This window comes from Tepidimonas sp. HKU78 (genome assembly GCF_049860815.1).
GTDB lineage: Bacteria > Pseudomonadota > Gammaproteobacteria > Burkholderiales > Burkholderiaceae_C > Tepidimonas.
Map to the genome: position 1 here is coordinate 2,734,725 of NZ_CP187547.1, position 22,347 is coordinate 2,757,071.

19 protein-coding genes, 1 tRNA gene and 1 pseudogene are annotated in these 22,347 nt (G+C 68.6%); 15 read left to right on the forward strand and 6 right to left on the reverse strand.

From position 1 onward, the window contains the following. Nucleotides 1-47: 47 nt before the first annotated feature. The 3 genes from gcvT to gcvP are packed head-to-tail and all read left to right on the forward strand — an operon-like array spanning nt 48 to nt 4,538. Nucleotides 48-1,187: a glycine cleavage system aminomethyltransferase GcvT gene (gene gcvT, locus ACPYIS_RS13465; protein WP_424894516.1), complete on the forward strand. Its 1,140-nt coding sequence runs from the start codon at nt 48-50 to the stop codon at nt 1,185-1,187. A 38-nt stretch (nt 1,188-1,225) separates the two neighbouring features. After that, entirely contained in the window at nt 1,226-1,591 is a 366-nt protein-coding gene (gene gcvH / locus ACPYIS_RS13470) for a glycine cleavage system protein GcvH (RefSeq protein WP_424894515.1), read from the forward strand. Between the two features lie 13 nt (nt 1,592-1,604). Then, nucleotides 1,605-4,538 (forward strand): aminomethyl-transferring glycine dehydrogenase, encoded by a 2,934-nt coding sequence (gcvP, locus tag ACPYIS_RS13475; protein WP_424894514.1) that lies wholly within the window; start codon nt 1,605-1,607, stop codon nt 4,536-4,538. A gap of 237 nt (nt 4,539-4,775) precedes the next feature. On the opposite strand, the pseudogene ACPYIS_RS13480 reads toward gcvP, so the two are convergent. Then, nucleotides 4,776-5,398 (reverse strand): annotated as a pseudogene (locus tag ACPYIS_RS13480) (dioxygenase); the annotation flags it as partial. A 201-nt stretch (nt 5,399-5,599) separates the two neighbouring features. Between ACPYIS_RS13480 and aroE the strand changes: the two are divergent. The 5 genes from aroE (at nt 5,600) to ACPYIS_RS13505 (ending at nt 8,755) form a co-directional block, all read left to right on the forward strand. Continuing rightward, on the forward strand, nt 5,600-6,433 hold the full coding sequence (gene aroE / locus ACPYIS_RS13485; RefSeq protein ID WP_299019607.1) for a shikimate dehydrogenase: 834 nt from the start codon (nt 5,600-5,602) through the stop codon (nt 6,431-6,433). 39 nt (nt 6,434-6,472) lie between these two features. Beyond that, nucleotides 6,473-7,429, forward strand: a complete 957-nt coding sequence (tal, locus tag ACPYIS_RS13490) for a transaldolase (RefSeq protein WP_425973718.1) — start codon at nt 6,473-6,475, stop codon at nt 7,427-7,429. Nucleotides 7,430-7,444: 15 nt separating this feature from the next. Next, complete coding sequence (locus tag ACPYIS_RS13495; protein ID WP_299019604.1) at nt 7,445-8,146, forward strand: glutathione S-transferase family protein; 702 nt, start codon at nt 7,445-7,447, stop codon at nt 8,144-8,146. A 43-nt stretch (nt 8,147-8,189) separates the two neighbouring features. Continuing rightward, complete coding sequence (locus ACPYIS_RS13500; protein WP_299019600.1) at nt 8,190-8,669, forward strand: MerR family transcriptional regulator; 480 nt, start codon at nt 8,190-8,192, stop codon at nt 8,667-8,669. Between the two features lie 9 nt (nt 8,670-8,678). Beyond that, nucleotides 8,679-8,755: transfer RNA gene (locus ACPYIS_RS13505), tRNA-Pro, on the forward strand. Between the two features lie 96 nt (nt 8,756-8,851). Here ACPYIS_RS13505 and ACPYIS_RS13510 read toward each other — a convergent pair. Beyond that, on the reverse strand, nt 8,852-10,408 hold the full coding sequence (locus ACPYIS_RS13510) for an AAA family ATPase (protein ID WP_425973719.1): 1,557 nt from the start codon (nt 10,406-10,408) through the stop codon (nt 8,852-8,854). 62 nt (nt 10,409-10,470) lie between these two features. Further along, nucleotides 10,471-11,892 (reverse strand): metalloprotease PmbA, encoded by a 1,422-nt coding sequence (pmbA, locus tag ACPYIS_RS13515; RefSeq protein ID WP_299020575.1) that lies wholly within the window; start codon nt 11,890-11,892, stop codon nt 10,471-10,473. Between the two features lie 22 nt (nt 11,893-11,914). Between pmbA and yjgA the strand changes: the two genes are divergently transcribed. Beyond that, nucleotides 11,915-12,553: a ribosome biogenesis factor YjgA gene (gene yjgA / locus ACPYIS_RS13520; protein WP_299020550.1), complete on the forward strand. Its 639-nt coding sequence runs from the start codon at nt 11,915-11,917 to the stop codon at nt 12,551-12,553. Further along, a complete protein-coding gene (mog, locus tag ACPYIS_RS13525) occupies nt 12,550-13,146 on the forward strand; it encodes a molybdopterin adenylyltransferase (protein WP_424858915.1) in 597 nt (198 codons plus the stop codon). Before yjgA ends, mog begins: the two co-directional genes overlap by 4 nt. Before the next feature lie 42 nt (nt 13,147-13,188). Here the strand turns inward: mog and cysE are convergent, their stop codons facing one another. Continuing rightward, the gene (cysE, locus tag ACPYIS_RS13530; RefSeq protein WP_299020573.1) at nt 13,189-13,959 is read right to left on the reverse strand and encodes a serine O-acetyltransferase; all 771 of its coding nucleotides are present in this window, start codon (nt 13,957-13,959) and stop codon (nt 13,189-13,191) included. A 53-nt stretch (nt 13,960-14,012) separates the two neighbouring features. Further along, complete coding sequence (locus tag ACPYIS_RS13535) at nt 14,013-14,771, reverse strand: RNA methyltransferase (protein WP_424860181.1); 759 nt, start codon at nt 14,769-14,771, stop codon at nt 14,013-14,015. A gap of 98 nt (nt 14,772-14,869) precedes the next feature. Between ACPYIS_RS13535 and ACPYIS_RS13540 the strand changes: the two genes are divergently transcribed. The 5 genes from ACPYIS_RS13540 to ACPYIS_RS13560 all read left to right on the forward strand — a co-directional run bounded on the left by ACPYIS_RS13540 (nt 14,870) and on the right by ACPYIS_RS13560 (nt 21,000). After that, complete coding sequence (locus tag ACPYIS_RS13540) at nt 14,870-15,724, forward strand: inositol monophosphatase family protein (protein ID WP_299020543.1); 855 nt, start codon at nt 14,870-14,872, stop codon at nt 15,722-15,724. A 2-nt stretch (nt 15,725-15,726) separates the two neighbouring features. After that, nucleotides 15,727-18,411, forward strand: a complete 2,685-nt coding sequence (gene mutS, locus ACPYIS_RS13545; protein ID WP_424895244.1) for a DNA mismatch repair protein MutS — start codon at nt 15,727-15,729, stop codon at nt 18,409-18,411. A gap of 91 nt (nt 18,412-18,502) precedes the next feature. Continuing rightward, complete coding sequence (locus tag ACPYIS_RS13550) at nt 18,503-19,195, forward strand: protein-L-isoaspartate O-methyltransferase family protein (RefSeq protein WP_299020541.1); 693 nt, start codon at nt 18,503-18,505, stop codon at nt 19,193-19,195. A 15-nt stretch (nt 19,196-19,210) separates the two neighbouring features. Next, nucleotides 19,211-19,561, forward strand: a complete 351-nt coding sequence (locus tag ACPYIS_RS13555; RefSeq protein ID WP_299020539.1) for a rhodanese-like domain-containing protein — start codon at nt 19,211-19,213, stop codon at nt 19,559-19,561. 71 nt (nt 19,562-19,632) lie between these two features. Then, entirely contained in the window at nt 19,633-21,000 is a 1,368-nt protein-coding gene (locus tag ACPYIS_RS13560; protein WP_424894512.1) for a TolC family outer membrane protein, read from the forward strand. Here the strand turns inward: ACPYIS_RS13560 and ACPYIS_RS13565 are convergent. After that, on the reverse strand, nt 20,975-22,306 hold the full coding sequence (locus ACPYIS_RS13565; protein WP_424894511.1) for a 3-deoxy-D-manno-octulosonic acid transferase: 1,332 nt from the start codon (nt 22,304-22,306) through the stop codon (nt 20,975-20,977). The two genes, ACPYIS_RS13560 and ACPYIS_RS13565, sit on opposite strands and share 26 nt — an antisense overlap. Nucleotides 22,307-22,347 lie beyond the last annotated feature (41 nt).

A 22,347-nucleotide genomic window follows, 5' to 3' on the forward strand; every position in this document is an offset into this window, starting at 1 on the left:
CCGGCGCCCTTGGGCGCCGGCCGTGACCACCTGTTTGGAACCGTTCCATGTCCGCCGCCGACGCCCTGCTCAAGACCCCTCTGCACGACCTGCACCTCGCGCTCGGTGCGCGCATGGTGCCGTTTGCCGGCTACCACATGCCGGTGCAGTACCCGGCGGGCCTGATCCGCGAACACCAGCACACACGCCAGGCGGCCGGCCTGTTCGACGTCTCACACATGGGGCAAATCACGCTGCACGGCCCCGAGGCCGCCGCGGCGCTGGAGACGCTGCTGCCCATGGACGTACTAGGGCTCGCCCCGCACCGCCAGCGCTACGGCCTGCTGCTGACCGACGACGGCGGCATTCTGGACGACCTGATGTTCGTCAACCGCGATCTGGCGCAAGGGGGCGACCTGACCCTCGTGGTCAATGGCGCGTGCAAGCACGCCGACCTGGCGCATCTGCAAGCGCGTATCGGGCAGCGCTGCGAGGTGCGCGCCCATTTCGAACGTGCGCTGCTGGCGCTGCAAGGGCCGCTGGCAGTGACGGCCCTGGCGCGCCTGCTGCCCGGCGTGCAGGATCTGGTCTTCATGACCGGCGGCGCCTTCACCTGGCACGGTGCGTCACTCTACGCCACCCGCAGCGGCTACACGGGCGAGGATGGCTTCGAGATCTCGCTGCCGGCCGACGCGGCCATCGACTTTGCACGCGCGCTGCTGGCACAGCCGGAGGTGCACCCGGTAGGCTTGGGGGCGCGCAACTCGCTGCGCTTGGAAGCGGGCCTGTGCCTGTATGGGCAGGACATCGACACCCACACCACCCCCATCGAGGCAGGCCTGGCCTGGGCCATCCAGAAGGTGCGTCGGTGGGGCGGCGCGCGCGAAGGCGGCTTTCCCGGCGCCGAGCGCGTATTGGCGCAACTGGATGGCAGCCTGCCCCTGAGCCGCGTGCGCGTCGGTCTGCGCGCCCAGCAGCGTGTGCCGGTGCGCGAACCCGCCCCCTTGCACACCCCAGCGGGTTTGCCGGTGGGCCAGGTCACCAGCGGGCTGCTGTCGCCCACGCTGGACGTGCCGATCGCCATGGGCTACGTCCCGCCCGAGCACGCCAGCCCGGGCACGGTATTGCACGCCATCGTCCGCGGCAAGCCCGTGCCCATGGAAGTCGTGCCCCTGCCCTTCGTCGCGCCGCGCTATCACCGCGGCTGACCGCCCCCTTTCCTTCCCCACCGTTGGAGTCGATGATCATGACTATCAAGTACACCCCCGACCACGAATGGATCCGCGTCGATGGCGACACCGCCACCGTCGGCATCACCCACCACGCGCAAGATGCGCTGGGCGACGTCGTGTTCGTGGAGCTGCCCGAAGTGGGCAAAACGCTGCAGCAAAAAGAAGTGGCCGGCGTGGTCGAATCGGTCAAGGCCGCTGCCGACGTTTACATGCCGGTCAGCGGCGAGATCGTCGCCGTCAACGAGGCGTTGCGCGCCGACCCATCGCTGGCCAACCGCGACCCGCTGGGTGAGGGTTGGTTCTTCAAGGTGCGCCTGAGTCAGCCCGCCGAACTGGACGCGCTGCTGGACGAGACCGCCTACCGCCAACTGGCCCAGTGAACGGAGCCGCGCGATGACGCCCCCCACCCCCTTGTCTGCCCTGGAAAACCCCGCCGAATTCGTGGCGCGCCACATCGGCATCGGCCCCGACGATGAGCAGCGCATGCTCGCCGCCATCGGGGAAGACAGCCTGCAGGCCCTGGCCGACGGCATCGTGCCACGCACGATCTCGCGCGTGCAAGCGATGGACCTGCCGCCACCCGTGACAGAAGCACAAGCGCTGGCCGAACTGAAAGCCATCGCGCAAAAAAACCGTGTGCTACGCAGCTTCATCGGGCAGGGCTACTACGGCACGCACACGCCCGGCGTCATCTTGCGCAACATCCTCGAAAACCCCGCCTGGTACACCGCGTACACACCCTATCAGGCCGAAATCTCGCAGGGCCGCCTGGAGGCGCTGGTCAATTTTCAGACCATGGTCACCGACCTGACGGGCATGGACATCGCCAACGCGTCCATGCTGGATGAGGCGACCGCCGCCGCCGAAGCGATGACCCTGGCGCGCCGCTCGGTCAAGGCCGAGGGTGCGGTCATCGTCGTCTCGGGCGACTGCCATCCGCAAACCCTCGAAGTGGTGCAGACGCGCGCACGCCCGCTGGGCCTGCACGTGGTGGTCACCCACAGCGCCGAGGCGTGGGCGCAAGCGCTGCAGCGCCACGATTACTTTGCCGTGCTCACCCAGTATCCCGCCACCACTGGCCGCATCGACGACTGGCGCGCCGACGTGGCACGGGTGCACGAACGGGGGGCGGCCTTCATCGTCGCCACCGACCTGCTGGCACTCACCTTGCTCATGCCGCCGGGCGAGTGGGGGGCCGACATCGTGGTCGGCAGCAGCCAGCGCTTTGGCATGCCCATGGGCGCAGGGGGGCCGCACGCCGGCTTCATGGCCTGCCGCGACGCCTACAAGCGCTCGCTGCCCGGGCGCTTGGTCGGCGTGAGCGTAGACGCCCATGGCCAGCCCGCGTACCGGCTGGCCCTGCAGACGCGCGAGCAGCACATCCGGCGCGAAAAGGCCACCTCCAACATCTGCACCGCGCAGGTGCTGCCAGCCGTGGTGGCCAGCATGTACGCTGTCTATCACGGCCCCGACGGGCTGCGGCGCATCGCCGAGCGCGTGGCGCGCTACACCGCCATCCTCGCGCGGGGCTTGAGCGAACTGGGCCACGCCCCGGCCAACGGCAGCGCCTTCGACACGCTGTGCCTGCACACCGGCGCAGCCACCCAGTCGCTGCTCAACCGTGCGCGCGAGCGCGGCATGAACCTGCGTGTCATGGGGCATGGCAACCTTGGCATTGCGCTCGACGAGACCACCACCCGCGACGACATCCAGGCGCTGTGGTCGGTGTTTGCCACGCCGGGCCAGCCACTGCCCGACTTCGACGCCTGTGCAGCGGCCACCGACACCCTCATCCCGGCCGGGTTGCGGCGCACCAGCCCGTATCTGACGCACCCCGTCTTTCACCGCTACCACAGCGAAACCGGCATGCTGCGCTACATCCGCAGCCTGTCGGACAAAGACCTGGCGCTGGACCGCACCATGATCCCGTTGGGCTCGTGCACGATGAAGCTCAACGCCAGCAGCGAGATGATCCCCATCACCTGGCCGGAATTTGCGCACGTGCACCCGTTTGCGCCTGCCGACCAGCTGGAGGGCTACCGGCTGCTGGATGCGCAATTGCGCGCCTGGCTATGCCAGGCCACGGGCTACGCCGCCATCAGCCTGCAGCCCAACGCGGGCTCGCAAGGCGAATATGCGGGCTTGCTCGCCATCCAGGCCTACCACGCCGCGCGGGGACAGCCGCAGCGCGACGTCTGCCTCATCCCCACGTCGGCGCACGGCACCAACCCGGCCAGCGCCCAGATGGCCGGGTTGCACGTCGTGCCCGTGGCGTGTGACCCGCAGGGGAATGTCGACCTGGACGACCTGCGCGCCAAGTGCGAGCAGTACAGCGAGCGCCTGTCGTGCATCATGATCACCTACCCCAGCACGCACGGCGTGTTCGAGACCGGCGTCAAGGCCCTGTGCGACCTGGTGCACCAACACGGCGGCAAAGTCTACATCGACGGCGCCAACATGAACGCGCTGGTCGGCCTGGCAGCCCCGGGGGCGTTCGGGGGCGACGTCAGCCACCTCAACCTGCACAAGACCTTTTGCATCCCCCACGGCGGCGGCGGCCCGGGCGTGGGCCCGGTGTGCGTGGTGGCGGATCTGGCCCCCTACCTGCCGGGGCACGCCACGGCCCATGCAGCGTGCGCCTACGCCGGCGGCGCACGCGCGGATGCGACGGTCGGCGCGGTCTCGGCCGCCCCGCTGGGCAACGCCGCCGTGCTGCCCATTTCGTGGATGTACATCCGCATGATGGGGGCCGAGGGCCTGTTGCGCGCCACGCAGACGGCCATCCTGGCGGCCAACTACGTCAGCGCCCGCCTGCGCGCGCATTACCCCACGCTGTACGCCAGCGCCAACGGCCACGTCGCGCACGAATGCATCCTGGACTGCCGCGGCTTCAAAGACACGAGCGGCATCCTGGCCGAAGACATCGCCAAGCGGCTCATGGATTACGGCTTTCACGCGCCCACGTTGTCGTTTCCCGTGCCCAACACGCTGATGGTGGAACCCACCGAGAGCGAGACGCTGCAGGAGCTGGACCGCTTCATCGACGCCATGATCGCCATCCGGGAAGAGATCCGCGCCGTCGAGCTGGGCGTGTGGCCGCGCGAGGACAATCCGCTCAAAAACGCCCCGCACACCGCGCAGCGCTGCCTGGCCGAGGACTGGCCCCACCCCTACACGCGGGAACTGGGTGCCGCCTTGCCGTTTCACCGCGCGCACGGTCGAGCCGGCAGCAAATACTGGCCACCCGTCGGCCGGGTGGATAACGTGTACGGCGACCGCAACCTGTTTTGCAGCTGCGTGCCGATGACGGAGCTGGCCGACGCGTGATCGCTGCCACCCAGCATCATCAGTGGGCGCGGCTCTAGCGACGAAACCAAGTGGGTGTCCTGAGTCGGGTCCCCTTTTCCATCCGCCCCATGGTCAGCTGATGGCATAACTGTCCATCGCCAGATACCGGTACTGGACTTCGCGCGTGATCGCCTGCACCGTCGCTGCCCCCTCCCGGGGCCAGCGCGCCACTCCCAGGGCAAAGAACAACGGCAGCAGGTGCTCGTCGGTCGGGTGCGCGCGCTCCGCTTGCGGCGCCCGCACGCGCCACGCCAGCAGGGCATCCAGATCGCGGGCCTGCAAGGCATTCCAGACCCAGTCCGAAAACGCCACCACATAGGGATCGGGCGGATCCTGAATCGCCGGGCGTTGGCCGAAGAACTCCATCAGGTTGTGGGTAAGGCTGCCCGAGCCCACCATCAACACGCCATCCTCTCGCAGCGCAGCCAGTGCCACACCGATGGCGTACACCTGCGCCGGCCCTGCAGTAGCCGGGAGGGCCAGCTGCACCACCGGCCAGCGGGCCTGGGGCAACAGAAAGCGCAGCGGTGACCAAGCGCCATGGTCGCGCGGGCGCTGCGGGTCCTCGGCCGAAGCGATACCCGCTGCGCGCAACGCTCGACGACCCTGCGCGCCAGCGCGGGATCACCAGGTGCAGGGTACTGCAGGCGGTACAACGCCGGCGGGAAGCCACCGAAGTCGTGCCATGTGGGCGGCTGAGGGTGACTGCCCACCGCAGCCACCTCGTCCATCCAGTGCGGCGACATGACGACCACTGCACGCAAGTCGTCGCGGGCAGCCAGCGACTGCCCCCAACGCTGCAAGGCGACACCGGCGGCGCCGGGCGCCAAGGCCATCATCGGCGAGCCATGCGAGACGAACAGAGCGGGCAAGGCGGACACGGCAAGCTCCAGGCGAACGACGGGTTGTATCGTAGCTGGTCCATGGACGACCACCCGTCAACGGTGTTGACGACCATATCCAAAACGCCGAAGCAACGACGCGAGGCTGCCATGCCCCTGGCTGGTGGCGGAGGGGCCGCCATCGGCGACAATCGCGCCATGGACCGCTACGCCGTCATCGGCCACCCCATCGGCCACAGCAAATCGCCGCTCATCCACACCTGGTTTGCCCAGGCAACCGGGCAGGCGCTCACCTACACCGCCATGGAGGCCCCGCTGGACGGTTTTGCCGCCACGGTGGATGCCTTTCGCGCGGCGGGCGGGCGCGGGGTCAACGTGACACTGCCGTTCAAGATCGAGGCGTGTGCCTATGCCGATGAGGTTAGCGAGCGCGCGCGGCTTGCCGGTGCGGCCAATGCCTTGGCGTTCGACGGCACGCGCTGCCGCGCCGAAAACTTCGACGGCGTGGGGTTGGCGCGCGACATCACGGTCAATCTGGGCCACCCCGTCGCTGGCCGCCGCGTGCTGATGCTGGGCGCCGGGGGCGCCGCGCGCGGGGCGCTGCAGCCGCTGCTGCAGGCCGCACCCACACTGCTGCTCGTGGCCAACCGCAGCGCCGACAAGGCGGCGGCACTCGTGGCGTCGTTTCACGCGCAGGGGTGGGGCCACGGGGTCTTGCGCGCCGCCGCGCTCGATGAACTGGTGGACGCCGGACGGTTCGACATCGTCGTCAACGCCACGTCCGCCAGCCTCGTCGATCAGGCGCTGCCGTTGCCGCCCCAGATCTTCGGCCCCGACACCCTGGCGTACGATATGGTTTATGGTCAGGGGCTGACGCCCTTCTTGCGCCAAGCCCAGCAGGCGGGCGCGGGTCGGCTCGCCGACGGCATCGGCATGCTGGTCGAACAGGCGGCCGAGGCGTTTGCCTGGTGGCGCGGCGTGCGCCCCGACACCGCGGCCGTCATCCAGCGTCTGGCCACGCCGCTGACCTAAACCCGCCCCGGCTTTCTTTCGCCTTCGCTGTCACACCGCATGAACCAGCTCGACGCCCTCAAGCGCCACACCACCGTGGTCGCCGACACCGGCGACTTTTTGCAGATCGCGCAGTACCAGCCCCGCGACGCCACCACCAACCCGTCGCTGATCCTGAAGTCCGTGCTCAAACCCGAGTACGCGCCGCTGCTCGACGACACCGTTACCCGCTACCGCGACCACCCCCTGGACGAAGTGGTCGACCGGCTGCTGGTGCGCTTCGGCACCGAGATCCTGCGCATCGTCCCGGGCCGGGTATCGACCGAAGTCGACGCGCGCCTGAGCTTCGATACCCGCGCCACCATCCAGCGCGCTCGGCGCCTCATCGCGCTCTACGAGGCCGAGGGCGTGCCGCGCGCGCGCGTGCTGATCAAGATCGCTGCCACCTGGGAAGGCATCCGCGCCGCCGAAACCCTGGAGCGCGAGGGTATCCATACCAACCTGACGCTGCTGTTCGCCTTTTGCCAGGCGGTGGCGTGCGCGGACGCGGGCGTGCGCCTGATCTCGCCCTTCGTCGGCCGCATTGTCGACTGGCACAAGGCACGCGCCGGCGCCCAGTGGGACGAGGCGGCAATGGCAGGCACCCAAGACCCAGGCGTGCAATCCGTCACCCGCATCTGGCGGCACTATAAGCACTTCGGTATCGCCACCGAGGTCATGGGCGCGAGCTTTCGTCACACCGGGCAGATCCTGGCCCTGGCTGGCTGCGATCTGCTCACCATCAGCCCCGAGCTGCTGGCGCAACTGGCCGCCACCAAAGGCGACGTCCCGCGCCAGCTCGACCCCGCCGAAGCCGCCCAAGCCGACCTGCCGGAAATCCACTACCGTGCCGGCGACGAGGCCGCCTTTCGGCTCGCGCTCAACGACGACGCCATGGCCACCGAAAAATTGGCCGAAGGCATCCGGCTCTTTTGCGCCGATGCACAGCGGCTCGACGCTCTGATCCACTCACGCTGACCCACGGGAGTGCCCATGACGAGCTTGGTCGTTCATCACTTGGAACACTCGCGCTCGCAGCGCGTGCTGTGGCTGCTGGAAGAACTGGGCGTGCCCTACGAGCTGCGCCTGTACCGGCGCGACGCCCGCACGCGCCTAGCCCCGCCGGAACTCAAGGCCGTGCATCCCTTGGGCAAGTCGCCCGTCATTACCCATGGCGATGTGACGGTGGCCGAATCCGGCGCCATCCTGGAATACCTGGCCGAGACCTTTCCCCCCGCCCCACATAGCGAACTGGCCGGCTTGGTCCCCGCGCCGGGCACGGCCGCGCACCGCGACAACCGGTTTTGGATGCACGTTGCCGAAGGATCGTTGATGAACTGGGTGGTCATGAAGCTCGTATTCGTCAACATCCCCCAGCAGCGCATGCCGTTCTTTGCTCGGCCCATCGCGCGCGAGATCAGCCGGCAAGTGCTGCGGCGCTTCGTCGATCCCAACATCGACACCGCGCTCGAGCTGCTGGACCACACGCTGCGCGATCGCCCCTGGCTGACCGGCGAGCGGCTGGCACTGGCCGACTTTCAGATGAGCTTTGCCGTCGAGGCGGCGCTCGCGCTGGGCGGACCGCACGCTGCTGCGCGTCACCCCCACGTGGCGGCGTACCGCGAGCGCTACCGCAGCCGCCCGGCTTACCAGCGCGCGCTCGCCAAAGGCGGCCCCGAGATCATGGGCCTGTGACGGCGGTTGCGCTACATTAGTGGGCTGCCGACTTCGCTCCACCATGTGCTCTGCACCTGCGCTTCCCCCCATTCCTCCCAAGCGCTACTTCACCATTGGTGAGGTCAGCGAGCTGTGCGGGGTCAAACCCCACGTGCTGCGCTACTGGGAGCAAGAATTCACCCAACTGCGGCCCATGAAGCGCCGCGGCAACCGGCGCTACTACCAGCACCACGAAGTGCTGATGATCCGTCGCATCCGCGAACTGCTGTACGAGCAAGGGTTTACCATCCAGGGCGCACGCAACCGGCTGGCCGAATGGAGCCAGCAAGAGCGCGCCGCGCGCAAGGACCAGGAAGGGGATGGTGAACCCTCTACCCCCCCAGCATCCGCGGGTGAGATCTTGCCCACGAGCGTGGTGGACGCCATCGAGCCGCCGCCCGCCTGGGACGCGTCGCAGCGCCGTTCACTGCTGGCCGAGCTGCGCGCCATCCGCGCCCTGCTCGACCCCGCAGTCCGGAAAGCGCCTGAAAACACCGTATAATGGCGGCTTCGGCGTGTAGCGCAGCCTGGTAGCGCACTTGCATGGGGTGCAAGGGGTCGCGAGTTCGAATCCCGCCACGCCGACCAAACCCATCCAGGGCTGACGTGAGTGATCGCGTCAGCCCTTGTTCTTTCTTGGGTTTAGGGCAGACCCAGCGCTTCGTCACCGGCGCGGTGGAACGTCTATTGGCACGCCAAATGCTCGGCGTCAAACCCCACCACGCGACGCGACTCGCGGCTGAACTCGATGCCCACCAGGTGAATGGGCACGCCCGCCATGCGGTATTTGGCGGCGTAGTCGCGGGCCTTGAGTTGCGCCAAGGCCTTCCCTTCCGGCTCCAGCTCGACCACTTTGAACTCGAACAGGTAGATCCGCTCAGGCAGTTTGACCGTGAGGTCGATACGGCCTTGGCTCGTCACGTCTTCGGCGATCAAATCCAGCCCCAGCGCCGCGATGTGGCTGTAGAAGACGCTGGCCCAGTAGCCCTCGTACTGCGCGATCGGGTTGTTGCGGTACCAGTCGTGCGGGATGGCGGCGTAGAGGCTGTCGATATGGGTTCTGAGGCCCGATAGGTCACCCGCGTGCAGCACGTCGTAGAGCCGACTGATCGCCCGTCCCGCCGCCGACGGCGCACCCACCAGCGCCTTGACCAGCGCGTCGTTGAGGGCGCTTTCGACCTCCAGGTTGGGGTAGCCCAAGGTGTACTCGATGCGCGCGCCAGTGCGGCGCTGGCCGCGAAACGTCAGGTACCCCGTCTGCCACAGCAGCGCCTCGGTGGTCATGCCCTCGACATCGAAGCTGTTGAGCAGCTCGTCATCCGCCCGCAGCGACGCCAGCTCCGGGGTGAAGCAGCCGCGCTGCGTCAACACGTCGATGAGGAACGTCGGCGTGCCCGTCTCGAACCAGTAGGGGCGAAAGACACGTTCCTGAAAAAGCAGCAACAGATCGAAGGGGTTGTAGACCGAATCCCCCAACCAGTTGTAGCCGTTGTACCAGTCGCGGATCGCCTGGCGGTCGAGTCCTTCCAGTTCCGGCGCGAAGACGGTATCGACATCCGCTTCCGTATAGCCACAGATGGCCGAGTATTCCGCCGAGACGGTGATGTCGCGCAGGTTGTTGAGCCCCGAGAAGATCGAGACCTTGCTGAACTTGGAAACCCCGGTCAGGAACGCGAACCGGATGTGGGCGTCCTGATCCTTGATGACGGAGTACAGGTTGCGCAAGCCCTCGCGCATGGCGCGCGCCACCTCCGGCTCGGTTAGGTTGTCCAGGATGGGTTTGTCGTATTCATCGACCAAAACGACGGCGCGCTGGTCGAACCGCTTTTCCCCGGCCTGGATGAGGTTGGCAAAGCAGCCGGCGATGTCGTCCACATTGGGGCATGTGATGCCCAGCCGTTCGCGGTTTTGCTCCAGGTTCCAACGGATGCGCTGATCGAGTTCTGCCCGACTCTGTACCCTCCCCCCGCCGAAGCTGATCCGAATGACGGGATGTTTCTTCCCCCAATCCCACTTGTCGTGGCAGTACAGCCCCCGAAAGAGCGGCTCGTTGCCGGCGAAGAGCTCAGCCAGCGTGTCCAGAAACAGGCTTTTGCCAAAGCGTCGCGGGCGTGACAGGAAGTAGTGCGAGCCCGATTCGATCAGCCGAAGCGCGTACGGCGTCTTGTCGACGTAGTAGTAATCGTCGCCGCGAATCTTGGCGAAGGTCTGGATGCCGATGGGCAGCTTCTTGCGCATCATGGGTCTGATTATGCGCCGCTGCACGCCTTGGGCGCGGGGGGACCTCCCCACGCCTGGGACACTCAGCTGCCCGCCACCTTCATGCGGTCGATCAGCACCGATCCCACGTTCTTGGCCCCCAGGTTATACACATCCGCCCCGATCGCCTGTATGCCGCGAAACATCTCCTTGAGGTTGCCGGCGACGGTGATCTCTTGCACCGGGTAGGCGATGACGCCATCCTCGACCCAAAAGCCCGCAGCGCCGCGCGAGTAGTCGCCCGTCACCGGATTGACGCCCTGCCCCATGAGTTCGGTGACGAACAGGCCGCGGCCGAGCTTGCGCAGCATGGCGGGTAGGTCGTCACCGGGTTCGGTCAGGCGGCTGGTCATGAGCAGGTTGTGCGAGCCACCCGCGTTGCCCGTGGTGCGCATGCCCAGCTTGCGCGCCGAATACGTGCTCAAAAAATACCCCTTGATGCATCCCGCGCCGACCACGGGGCGCGCCACCGTGCGCACGCCTTCGTCGTCGAACGGCGCGCTGCCCTTGGCGCCGATCAGGTGCGGATCTTCCCAAATGTCGATATGGGACGGGAACACCTGCCGCCCCAAGCTGTCGGGCAAAAAGGTGGTGCGCCGGTACAGCGCGCCGCCGCTGATGGCCTGCACGAAGGCCCCCAGCAGCCCGGCAGCCAGCGGGGCATCGAACAACACCGGGCATTCGGTGGTGGCGATCTTGCGTGGCCTCAGGCGCGCCAGGGCCCGCTCGGCCGCGTAGCGACCCACCGCCTCCGGGCTGGCCAGCTCGGCCGGGTTGCGCTGCGAGCTGTACCAATAGTCGCGCTGCATGCCGTTGCCTTTGCCAGCGATGGGGGAGACCGATAGGCTGTGGCGCGAGCTGGGGTAGCCACCGGCGAATATCCCCTGGCGGCCGCGCTCGCCACCGCGCATGTGCTCGGCCCAGAAGTGCGACTGCTGCGCCGACACCGAGGCGCCTTCGCTGTTGGTGATGCGCGGACTGACCGCAAACGCCGCCGCCTCGCAGCGCAGCGCCAGCTCGACCGCCAGTTCGGCCGTGATTGGCCAAGGATAGAACAGCTCCAGGTCGGGATAGTCGTTGGCGATGTCGATCTCGTCCGGCAAGCCAGCAGCCGGATCCTCGGCGGTGAAGCGGGCGATGTCGTACGCCGCCTGCACGGTGCGTCGGATGGCGTCGGGCGAAAAATCCGACGTGGACGCGTTGCCGCGCCGCTGGCCGAGATAGACGGTGATGCCAAGCGACTTGTCCCGGTTGCGCTCGACGTTTTCGAGCGCGCCACAGCGCACCGACACGCTCAGGCCGCTGCCCTCGGAGACCTCGACACCGGCGTCGGCCACGCCCAGCTGGCGCGCGTGTTTGAGGGCCAAGTCGGCCAACTCGCGAAACTGGTCTTGCGAAAACTGAAATCCCGCCAAGGGGCCGGATTCGGCGGCGGGCGCGGGGGAGGGGCGGGTTTTTTTCTTCATGTCGCTGGCTATGATACCGGTCATGCCACGCAAACCGACCAAGGGGTACTGGGTTCGGGGCCACTTCGTCGCCTATGGCAGCGAAGAGGACACCGAACTCAAACGCGCCGCCAAATGGGACGCAGACCTCAGCAAGACCGACTTGAAAAAACGCAGCGCCCATCTGCAGGCGGTGGGTGAGCAGCTGCTCACGCTGAAACCGTCGCTGCTGCAGGGCCTGGACCTGCCGCCATCGCTGCGGGAAGCGCTGGCCGAGGTCAAGCGCATCGATGACTTCGAGGGCCGGCGGCGCCAGCTGCAGTACGTGGGCAAGCTCATGCGCCAGCTCGACGATGCGTTGGTGGCCACCATCGAGGCGACGCTGGCCGAACAACACCGGGGCAGCGCCGCGCAGACCGAGCGCCTGCATGCAGCCGAGCAGTGGCGCGAGCGGCTGGTGGCCGACGATGCCGCCCTCGACGCCTGGCGCGAGCTGGAGCCCGACGCCGACTGGCAGCGCCTGCGCGCCCTCATCCGACAGGCGCGTAAAGACGCGCAGGTTCATCCCGATCCCGCACCCGGCCAGGCCCAGCGCAAGGGCCGCGCCTGGCGGGAGCTGTTTCAACACGTGCGCGCCGTCCTCGACGCGCACGAGAGTCCATCCACCGTTGCCCGCCCATGAACACCCACGACCCCGTCACCATCGGCATCGTCTCCGTCAGCGACCGCGCCAGCAGCGGCGTCTACGAGGACAAGGGCCTACCCGCGCTGCGCGACTGGCTGAACCGCGCGCTCAAAAACCCGGTCACCTTCGTCGAACGGCTCATCCCCGATGAGCGCGAGCGCATCAGCGCCACCCTGGTCGAGCTGGTCGATACCTGCGGCTGCTCGCTGGTGCTGACCACCGGCGGCACCGGGCCCGCGCCGCGCGACGTCACGCCGGAAGCAACGCTGGCCGTCGCCGACCGGGAGATGCCGGGCTTTGGCGAGCAGATGCGCCAGATCAGCCTGCGCTTCGTGCCCACGGCCATCCTGTCGCGCCAGGTGGCGGTCATCCGTGGCCGCAGCCTCATCATCAACCTGCCCGGGCAGCCCAAATCGATCGCCGAGACGCTGGAGGGCATGCGCGACGCCGACGGCAAACCCGTGGTGCATGGCATTTTTGCCGCCGTGCCCTACTGCATCGACCTCATCGGCGGCCCCTACCTGGAGACGAACGACGCGGTGTGTGCGGCGTTTCGGCCCAAGTCCGCCATTCGTGCTCCTCGTGCCTGAGCGGCCAGAGCGGCCACAGCGTCAACAACGCAGGCCGCTGCTTCACTTGCCGATCAGTTGGTTGAGGCGCTCGGCCTCGAAGTGCTCGGTCTTGGCGGCGTCCGAGGGCAGGCATTCGCCGCGCTGGGCGCAGGCCAGCTTTTCGATGGCCTGCCACAGCAGCGCGATCTGGTGCTCGTGGTTGGCCGCGTTGTCGATCAGTCCGCGCATCGCCAGGCTCAGCGGGTCGTCGTTTTGCGTCACGCCGTAAGCCGAAAACCCCATCCTGGCGGCCGCGGCCTCGCGCTTTTCGTCTGCGTCAGCCACGATGATGCGCGCTGGGTTGCCCACTGCGGTGGCACCGGCCGGCACGGGCTTGGTCACGACCGCGTTGCTGCCGATCTTGGCACCATCCCCCACGGTAAAGCCGCCCAGTACCTTGGCGCCCGCGCCGATGATGACGCCGCGCCCGAGCGTCGGGTGGCGCTTGGTGCCCTTGTACAGCGACGTGCCACCCAGCGTCACACCGTGGTAGATGGTGCAGTCGTCGCCCACCTCGGCCGTCTCGCCGATGACCACGCCCATGCCGTGGTCGATAAAGACGCGCTGCCCGATGCGCGCGCCGGGGTGGATTTCGATACCCGTCAGCCAGCGGTTCCAGTGCGAAATCCAGCGCCCCAGCCACTTCCAACCCCGACGCCAGCACGCATGCGCCACACGGTGCAGCCAGATGGCGTGCAAGCCGGGATAGCAGGTCAACACCTCCCAGCGCGAGCGCGCGGCGGGGTCGCGCTCGAGGATGGCGTCGATGTCGGCTTTGAGGCGCTGAAACATGGGGGACATGGTGCAATGTGGCGGGCCTGGCGAGCGCCCATGGGCCCCACAGTCTAGCGCCTGCCGCCGCGCGCGGCGTCGATCATGGCGCGCGCCACCCCGCGCAGGATGTGGACTTCCGACACCGTCGGGGCAGCGCGCAGCAGCAGGCGGCGCAGGCGCGGCATCAGCTTCTTGGGCGCCGCCGGGTCGAGGAAGCCGACCGCGGTGAGCGCCTCCTGCCAGTGGGCCAGCAGCCCGGAGAGCGCGGGCGCGTCCGCGGGCGGGTCGGGCGCAGGGCTGCGCGCCGTCAGCACCTGATGCTCGCTGGCAAATCCACCCAAGGCCAGCCGCCATTCGTAGGCGATGAGCTGGACCGCAGCGGCCAGATTCAGCGAACCATAGTCGGGCGCAGTGGGGATGCGCAGGCACACGTGGCAGCGGTAGACGTCCTCGTTGGCCAGCCCGTAGCGCTCGGGCCCGAACACGAAGGCCACGCCTCCCGTCTGCCCGGCCAGCGCGCGCGGTGCCAGCGCTGGCAAATACCCGCGCGGCTCGGCAGTCGGGGGGCCGAAATCGCGCGGGGTCATGGCCGTCGCACACAGGTGGCTCATGCCCTGCAGGGCGTCATCCAGCGTGGCAACGATGCGCGCGCGTTGCAGCAGATCGGCCGCGCCACTGGCGCGCTCGATCGCCTCGGGCCGCTCGAGCACATCGGGCCAGCGCGGGCGCACCAGCACCCAGTCGTCGAAGCCCATCACCTTGAGCGCGCGCGCCGCGGCGCCCACGTTGCCGGCGTGGCTGGGCTCGATCAGGACGAAACGGGTGGCAATCACGACAGGCGCGCTTGGGTCAACCCCGGGGGTACCGGTACAATGCCATTATCGCCGCTGCCATCGGGCAGTCCCTCTTGCGTTCTTGCCCACCATCCATGTCTGCTCACCTCCACCCCATGCTCAACGTGGCCATCAAGGCCGCACGCGCCGCTGGTGCCCTCATCAACCGGGCTTCGCTCGATCTCGACACGCTGCGGGTCGGGGCCAAGCAGACCAACGACTTCGTGACCGAAGTCGATCACGCCGCCGAAGCCGCGATCATCGAAACGCTGTTGGGGGCCTACCCCGAGCACGGCATCTGGGCCGAAGAGTCCGGCCGCCGCGAGGGCAAGGGCAAAGGCCGCGCCTACACCTGGATCATCGACCCGCTGGACGGCACGACCAACTTCATCCATGGCTTTCCGGTCTATTGCGTCAGCATCGCGCTCATGGTGGATGGCCGCCTCGATCAGGCCGTCATCTACGACCCCACGCGCAACGACCTGTTCACCGCCAGCAAGGGCCGTGGCGCGTACCTCAACGACCGGCGCATTCGCGTGGCCAAGCGCACCCAGCTGCGCGACTGCCTGCTGAGCACGGGCTTTCCGTTCCGGCCGGGCGACGCATTTCAGACCTACCTGCGCATGCTGGGCGACGTCATGCCGCGTGTCGCGGGCGTGCGCCGGCCCGGCTCGGCCGCGCTCGACCTGGCCTATGTCGCAGCGGGCTTCAGCGATGGGTTTTTCGAAATGGGATTGAGCCCGTGGGACGTGGCGGCGGGGGCACTGTTGGTCACCGAAGCCGGCGGCTTGGTCGGCAACTTTACCGGTGAGGCCGATTTCCTGGAAACCAAGGAATGCCTGGCGGCCAACCCGCGCATCTACGGACAGCTGGTGAGCGTGCTCAGCCCCTACAGCCGCTTGGCCTGCGCTCCCGCGGAGCCGACGCGCCCCGACGACCCGACCCCGTGACGATGACGACGCCCGACGCCGCGGACGCCCTCGCCTGCGGCGGCGCCCCCGCTGCGCCGCTGGAAGCCCACACGCCCATGATGCAGCAGTATCTGCGCATCAAGGCGCAGCACCCCCGCACGCTGGTGTTTTACCGCATGGGGGATTTTTACGAGCTGTTCTACGACGACGCGCACAAGGCCGCGCGACTGCTCGACATCACGCTCACCACGCGCGGGCAGTCTGCCGGCGCGCCGGTGGTGATGGCGGGGGTGCCCGTGCATTCGGTCGAGACCTATCTGGCCCGCCTCATCCGGCTGGGCGAGTCGGTGGCCATCTGCGAGCAAGTGGGCGACGTCGGGCAAACCAAGGGGCCCGTGGAGCGGCAGGTGGTGCGCATCGTCACCCCGGGCACCCTCACCGACAGCGAGCTGCTAGCCGACAAGGCCGACGCCGTGTTGCTGGCCGTCCACTTGGGCGCGCGTCGCCGCTGTGGGCTGGCCTGGATGGCCGTGACCGAGGGCACCATCCACCTGGCCGAATGCGACTGGCCGCAACTGCGCGCCTGGCTGACCCGCATCGCTGCGCAGGAGCTGCTGCTCAGCGCTGAGATCCCCCCCGCCGCCGAAGCCGAGCTGCGCGGCTGGCTGGAGCAGGTCGGCACCCCCTCGCACCCGGCGCTGACCGTGCGGCCCGCCTGGGCCTTCGACGCCGCGCTGGGCCAACGCAAGCTGTGCACCCAGCTGCGGGTGGCGAGTTTGGCGGGCTGGGGCGCGCAGGACGTGGCGGACGCGCACGCGGCCGCCTCCGCCCTGCTGGACTATGCCGAGCACACCCAGGGCCGGGCACTGGGCCACGTGCATGCGCTGCGCGTGGTGCGGCCCGATGCGCTTATCGACCTGCCCGCCACCACGCGCCGCAACCTGGAACTCACGCACACCCTGCGCGGCGAACCCGCCCCCACCCTGCTGTCGCTGCTGGACACCTGCGCCACCGGCATGGGCAGCCGCCTGCTGCGTCGCTGGCTGCTCGAACCCCCGCGCGACCGCGCCATCGCCCGCGCCCGGCTAGCCGTGGTGGACGCGCTGCGCGCGCACGGCCCCGAGGCGCTGCGCCCGCGGCTGCGCGGCATGAGTGACGTGGAACGCTTGGCCGCGCGCATCGCACTGCGCCAGGCGCGCCCGCGCGAGCTCGCGGGACTGGCGCAGACGCTGCAGCGCAGCGCGCAACTGGCGCAGGCGGTGGCGGCGCTGGCCGACCAACACCCCGCCCCGCTGCTGGTCGAGCTGGCGCAGCACCTGCAGCCGCCCATGGCCGTGGCCGAGCTGCTGACGCGCGCCCTGCTGCCCGAGCCCGCCGCCCTGCTGCGCGACGGCGGCGTCATTGCCCACGGCTATGACGCCGAGCTCGACGAGCTGCGCGCGTTGCAGTCCAATGCCGACGCGTTTTTGCTCGACCTGGAAGCGCGCGAGCGCGAGCGCACCGGCATTTCCAACCTGCGCGTGCAGTACAACAAGGTGCACGGCTTCTACATCGAAGTCACCCAGGGCCAGCTCGACAAAGTACCCGACGACTATCGCCGACGCCAAACGCTGAAAAACGCCGAGCGCTTCATCACCCCCGAGCTCAAGGCCTTCGAGGACCGAGCGCTCAGCGCGCAAGAGCGCGCGCTCGCGCGCGAAAAATGGCTCTACGACCGCTTGCTCGACGAGCTGCAGCCCCACGTGGTGGCCCTCGGCACGCTGGCGCGGGCGCTGGCCACGCTGGACGTGCTGGCGACACTGGCCGAACGCTCGCTCACACTGGACTGGCACGCTCCCACTTTCGTGCCTGAGCCCCGCATCGACATTCGCCAGGGGCGCCATCCGGTGGTGGAAGCGCGCCTGATGGAAACCGGTGCCGGCCCCTTCGTGCCCAACGACACGGCGCTGGATGCACGCACGCGCATGCAGATCATCACCGGCCCCAACATGGGGGGCAAATCCACCTACATGCGGCAGGTCGCGCTGATCGTGCTGCTGGCCAGCGTCGGCAGCTACGTGCCAGCGCAACAGTGTCGCCTGGGGCCGATCGATGCCATCCACACCCGCATCGGCGCGGCGGACGACCTGGCCAACGCCCAGTCCACCTTCATGCTGGAGATGACCGAAGCCGCCCAAATCCTGCACCAAGCCACCGAACACAGCCTGGTGTTGATGGACGAAATCGGCCGCGGCACCTCCACCTACGACGGCCTGGCACTCGCGGGCGCCATCGCCACCCATCTGCACGACCGGGTGCGCGCGTTCACGCTCTTTGCGACGCACTACTTCGAGCTCACCGAATTCCCCGCGCGCCACCCCGGGGCGGTCAACGTGCACGTCAGCGCCGTCGAGGGCAAAGGGCGCGACATCGTCTTTTTGCACCAGATCGAGCCCGGGCCCGCCAGCCGCAGCTACGGCGTGCAGGTCGCGCGTCTGGCCGGGATACCCGCGGCCGTCATTCAGCAAGCGCGCCACACACTGGCCCAGCTCGAGGCGCACAGCGCGCAGGCGCAGCGCCAAATCGACCTGTTTGCCAGCGCGCCCGAGCCGCAGGCCACACCCAGCCCCGAACACCCCGTGTTGCAAGCGCTGGCCGAACTCGACCCCGACGCGATGAGCCCGCGTGACGCGCTCGATGCCCTGTATCGCCTGCGCGCGCAACTGGATCGCCCGGCTGGCGCGTGATGGCGTCGCATCGATAGGATCTGGGGCGCGCGTGCCCCAGTTCGGTAGAATGACGGCATTGGCCCGCTGAAGATACCTGCAGGAGTATGGCATGAGCGCCGCGACGTTCGACTTCGAAAAAGCCCGCTTCAACATGATCGAGCAGCAAATCCGTCCGTGGGAAGTGCTGGACGCGACGGTGCTGTCGTTGCTCGGCCAAATCAAGCGCGAAGCCTTCGTGCCACCCGCTTATCAAGCGCTGGCGCTGTCGGATCTGGAAATTCCACTGTCGCAGCCACCCGTCGAGGGCGAGTGCATGCTGGCACCCAAGGTCGAGGCCCGCATCCTGCAGGATCTGGCACTCAAGCCCACCGACAACGTGCTCGAGATCGGAGCCGGGTCGGGCTACATGGCGGCGCTCATGGGCCGCATGGCGCGCCAAGTGCTGACGTTGGAGATCAACCCGACGCTGGCCGACATGGCGCGCACCAACCTGGCCCGCGCCGGCATCGACAACGTGCGGGTCAAAACGGCCGACGCCGCCGCGGGGCGCTTCGCCCCTTGCGTCGATCAGGCCCCGTATGACGCCATCGTACTCAGCGGCTCGGTGGCCGAGGTGCCCACCGATTTGCTGGAACTGTTGCGCGTGGGCGGACGGCTGTTCGCCGTCGTGGGTGAAGACCCCATCATGCGCGCCACCCTGGTCGTGCGCGGCAGCGAAACCGGCTACCACAGCGAAGAACCGTGGGACATCGTGATTCCGCGGCTGCGCAATTTCCCTGAACCCGCGCGGTTCCGCTTCTGAAACCCACCCTCCACCATGGTGCCCCACATTCGCCCCGCCCAGTTGCCCCAGTGGCTGCAACAGTGCCGCGCGCAGGATGCGACGGCCCTGCCCATCGTGCTCGACGTGCGTGAACCGTGGGAGGTGCAGACCGCCAGCGTGCGCGCCGATGGCTTCGAGCTGCGCCACATGCCGATGGCCAGCATTCCCATGCGCTTGGCTGAGCTACCCAAAGACCGGCCCATCGCCTGCCTATGTCATCACGGTGGCCGCAGCGCCCAAGTCGCGCATTTCCTGCACCGGCAGGGTTTCGACGACGTGGTCAACATTGCTGGGGGCATCCACGCCTGGGCACACGAACTGGACCCCTCGGTCCCGCAGTACTGACGCGCGCGTGCAGGCGATGGCCGTTCTTCGTATACTCCCGACCGTATAGATTTTGATAGGGACCGTTTGCCATGCTGCCGCTCGCCCATCCCCCGGTCACATCCGCTCGCTCGCTCGCCGCACGGGTCCTGCGCCCCGCCTTCGCCGCCGCCTTGTTGGCCAGTGCCGCCGCAGGCGCACACGCGCAAAATCTGCAGACCCTGCTCGACGCTGCCCAGGCGTACGATGCCGCCTACCTGGCCGCCAAGGCGCAATTCGACGCCAGCCGCGCCCGCGCGGAGCAGGCGCGTGCGCGCGTGCTGCCAACCGTGGGGTTGTCGGCCGAGGCATTCGTCAATCGCCGTGACAGCTCGGTCAGCGCGCTGGACGACACGTTCAACAACCAGTCGGCCAAAATTGCCGCCAGCCATCCGCTGTACCGCCCCGGCAACCACCTCGAGGTCGAACAGGCCGAGCGCTCGCTGCAAGCTGCCCAGGCACAACTGCAAGCCGCCGAGCAAGACCTGATCGTGCGTCTGTCGCAGGCGTACTTCGACGTGCTCGGCGCCGAAGACACCTTGGCGTTCGTGCGCGCCCAAAAGGCCGCCGTCGAGCAGCAACTCGCCGCCGCCAAGCGCAACTTCGAGGTTGGTACCGCCACCATCACCGACACGCGCGAGGCGCAAGCGCGCTACGACCTGGTGCTGGCGCAGGAAATCGCCGCCGAGAACGACCTTCGCGTCAAGCGGCTGGCGCTGGACCAATTGGTCGGACGCAGCGACACCCAGCCATGGCGGCTGCCCGCAGCGGTGGCGCTGCCCCAACCCACCCCCGACGACGTGGCCGCGTGGGTGCAGCGCGCCACGGCCGAACACCCCAGCGTGCGCGCAGCGCAGGCGGCTCTCGACATCGCCCGGCTCGAGGTGCGCAAAGCCCAGGCCGCCAAAGGCCCGACGCTCGATGCGGTGGCCCAGTACCAGTGGGCACGCGCTCCTGGGCAGACGCCGCCCTTCCCCTACGTGCGTAACCAGACGGCCAGCATCGGCGTGCAGTTCAACCTGCCGCTCTACACCGGTGGCGCACTGGACAACCGCATCAAGGAGGCAGTGGCCCTGGAAGACAAGGCCCGCAACGACGTCGAACGCGCGCTGCGTGCGGTCAGCCAAGCCACCCGCGCTGCCTTCTTTGGCGTGCAGTCGGGCTTGGGCCAGGTGCGCGCGCTGGAGGCGGCCGAGGCGTCGAGCCAGAGCGCGCTGGAGGCCAACCAGCTCGGCTATCAAGTGGGCGTGCGCATCAACATCGACGTGCTCAACGCCCAGAGCCAACTGTTCGAAACCAAGGCCCGGTTGGCCAAAGCGCGCTACGACGTGCTGGTCGGCAGCCTGCGGCTGCGGCAGGCGGCTGGCGTGCTCAAACCCGAGGACCTGCAGCCCCTCAACGCGCTGCTGCAGCCCCGCTGAGATCCCACCAGCGCAGCACGGCGTGCGCGCAGCGCTGCGCCGCCCCCGCGTGTTGCGACAGCAAAGCGCGGCAGCCTGCCTGCGCCTGCTGCAGCGCGGCGGGATCGACGAGCAACGCCAGCGCCCGCTCGACGGCCGCGCCCATGTCCTCGACGCGCCACGCGGCGCCGGCCTCGATCGCCGCGCTGGCCGCTTGAGCGAAATTGAAGGTGTGCGGCCCCATCAACACGGGGCATTCGCACGCCGCGGCCTCGATCAGGTTTTGCCCCCCGAGCGGTGCAAAGCTCCCGCCCAGCAGCGCCACTTGCGCCAGCGCGTAGTACCACGGCATCTCGCCCAGGCTGTCACCCAGCAGCACATCGGCCTGCTGGTAAGCCGCTGGCCAGGCGGGCGTCTCGGTATCCAGTGCGCCGAGCGCACTGCGGCGCACCACGGCCAGCCCCGCGCGCTGCAACAGCGCCTCCACCGCATCGACGCGCTGGGGGTGACGCGGCACCACGAGCCACAGCGGCGCTGCGCCTCGACCGAGACCACGCCGGGCGCGCCAGGCGTCGCACCACAGGGCCTCCTCCCCCTCCCGGCTGCTCGCCAGCATCAGCATCGGTCGGCCCTGCGGCCAGTCGGCGGAGCGGGTGGCGGCCTGCCAGGCGATGCGCCAGCGCCGCCCCAGCGACCACGGATCCGGGTGCCACGGCACGTCGAACTTGACGTTGCCGATGATCTGCCCTCGTGGCGGATCGACCGGTGCGCCCAGGTCATGCAAGCGTTTGGCATCCGCCGCCGTTTGCGCCAACACCCCCGACAGCCCCCGATACGTGGGACCGGCGAGCCAGGATAGGCGCCGCGCGCGCCGCCACGACCGTTCGTTGAGGCGGGCGTTGGCCAGCAACAGCGGCACCTGCGCGGCGCGACACCCCGCGACCAGCTGCGGCCAGACCTCGGTCTCCATCAACACTCCCAGGCGCGGCCGAAAATGCGCGAGAAACCGCTGCACCGGCCCCGGCGCATCCCAGGGCAGCCACGCCTGCGCATCACCCGGTTGCAGGTGGCGGCGCCCCTCGGCACGGCCGGTGGCAGTACCATGCGTCCACAGCACGCGAATGTCGGGGCGCTCGGCACGCAGCGCGCGCAACCACAGGGCGGCAGCGCGCGTCTCGCCCAGCGATACCGCATGCACCCACAGCCACCCGGACGAGGGCGGCCCCGCATAGTGGCCAAACCGTTCCTCGACGGCTTCGGCGTAGCCGGGCTCGCGCCGGGCACGGTGCGCGAGTTTGCGCCGCAGGATCGGCGACAGCGCGCCCATGACCCCACCGTAGAGTGCCAGCGCCCACCACTCGGGGAGGG

What these genes read in the sequence shown, in the direction of transcription:
- gcvT (WP_424894516.1), top strand. Translation starts at nt 48, where the DNA reads ATGTCCGCCGCCGACGCCCTGCTCAAGACCCCTCTGCACGACCTGCAC.
- gcvH (WP_424894515.1), top strand. Translation starts at nt 1,226, where the DNA reads ATGACTATCAAGTACACCCCCGACCACGAATGGATCCGCGTCGATGGC.
- gcvP (WP_424894514.1), top strand. Translation starts at nt 1,605, where the DNA reads ATGACGCCCCCCACCCCCTTGTCTGCCCTGGAAAACCCCGCCGAATTC.
- aroE (WP_299019607.1), top strand. Translation starts at nt 5,600, where the DNA reads ATGGACCGCTACGCCGTCATCGGCCACCCCATCGGCCACAGCAAATCG.
- tal (WP_425973718.1), top strand. Translation starts at nt 6,473, where the DNA reads ATGAACCAGCTCGACGCCCTCAAGCGCCACACCACCGTGGTCGCCGAC.
- ACPYIS_RS13495 (WP_299019604.1), top strand. Translation starts at nt 7,445, where the DNA reads ATGACGAGCTTGGTCGTTCATCACTTGGAACACTCGCGCTCGCAGCGC.
- ACPYIS_RS13500 (WP_299019600.1), top strand. Translation starts at nt 8,190, where the DNA reads ATGTGCTCTGCACCTGCGCTTCCCCCCATTCCTCCCAAGCGCTACTTC.
- ACPYIS_RS13510 (WP_425973719.1), bottom strand. Translation starts at nt 10,408, where the DNA reads ATGATGCGCAAGAAGCTGCCCATCGGCATCCAGACCTTCGCCAAGATT.
- pmbA (WP_299020575.1), bottom strand. Translation starts at nt 11,892, where the DNA reads ATGAAGAAAAAAACCCGCCCCTCCCCCGCGCCCGCCGCCGAATCCGGC.
- yjgA (WP_299020550.1), top strand. Translation starts at nt 11,915, where the DNA reads ATGCCACGCAAACCGACCAAGGGGTACTGGGTTCGGGGCCACTTCGTC.
- mog (WP_424858915.1), top strand. Translation starts at nt 12,550, where the DNA reads ATGAACACCCACGACCCCGTCACCATCGGCATCGTCTCCGTCAGCGAC.
- cysE (WP_299020573.1), bottom strand. Translation starts at nt 13,959, where the DNA reads ATGTTTCAGCGCCTCAAAGCCGACATCGACGCCATCCTCGAGCGCGAC.
- ACPYIS_RS13540 (WP_299020543.1), top strand. Translation starts at nt 14,870, where the DNA reads ATGTCTGCTCACCTCCACCCCATGCTCAACGTGGCCATCAAGGCCGCA.
- mutS (WP_424895244.1), top strand. Translation starts at nt 15,727, where the DNA reads ATGACGACGCCCGACGCCGCGGACGCCCTCGCCTGCGGCGGCGCCCCC.
- ACPYIS_RS13550 (WP_299020541.1), top strand. Translation starts at nt 18,503, where the DNA reads ATGAGCGCCGCGACGTTCGACTTCGAAAAAGCCCGCTTCAACATGATC.
- ACPYIS_RS13555 (WP_299020539.1), top strand. Translation starts at nt 19,211, where the DNA reads ATGGTGCCCCACATTCGCCCCGCCCAGTTGCCCCAGTGGCTGCAACAG.
- ACPYIS_RS13560 (WP_424894512.1), top strand. Translation starts at nt 19,633, where the DNA reads ATGCTGCCGCTCGCCCATCCCCCGGTCACATCCGCTCGCTCGCTCGCC.
- ACPYIS_RS13565 (WP_424894511.1), bottom strand. Translation starts at nt 22,306, where the DNA reads ATGGGCGCGCTGTCGCCGATCCTGCGGCGCAAACTCGCGCACCGTGCC.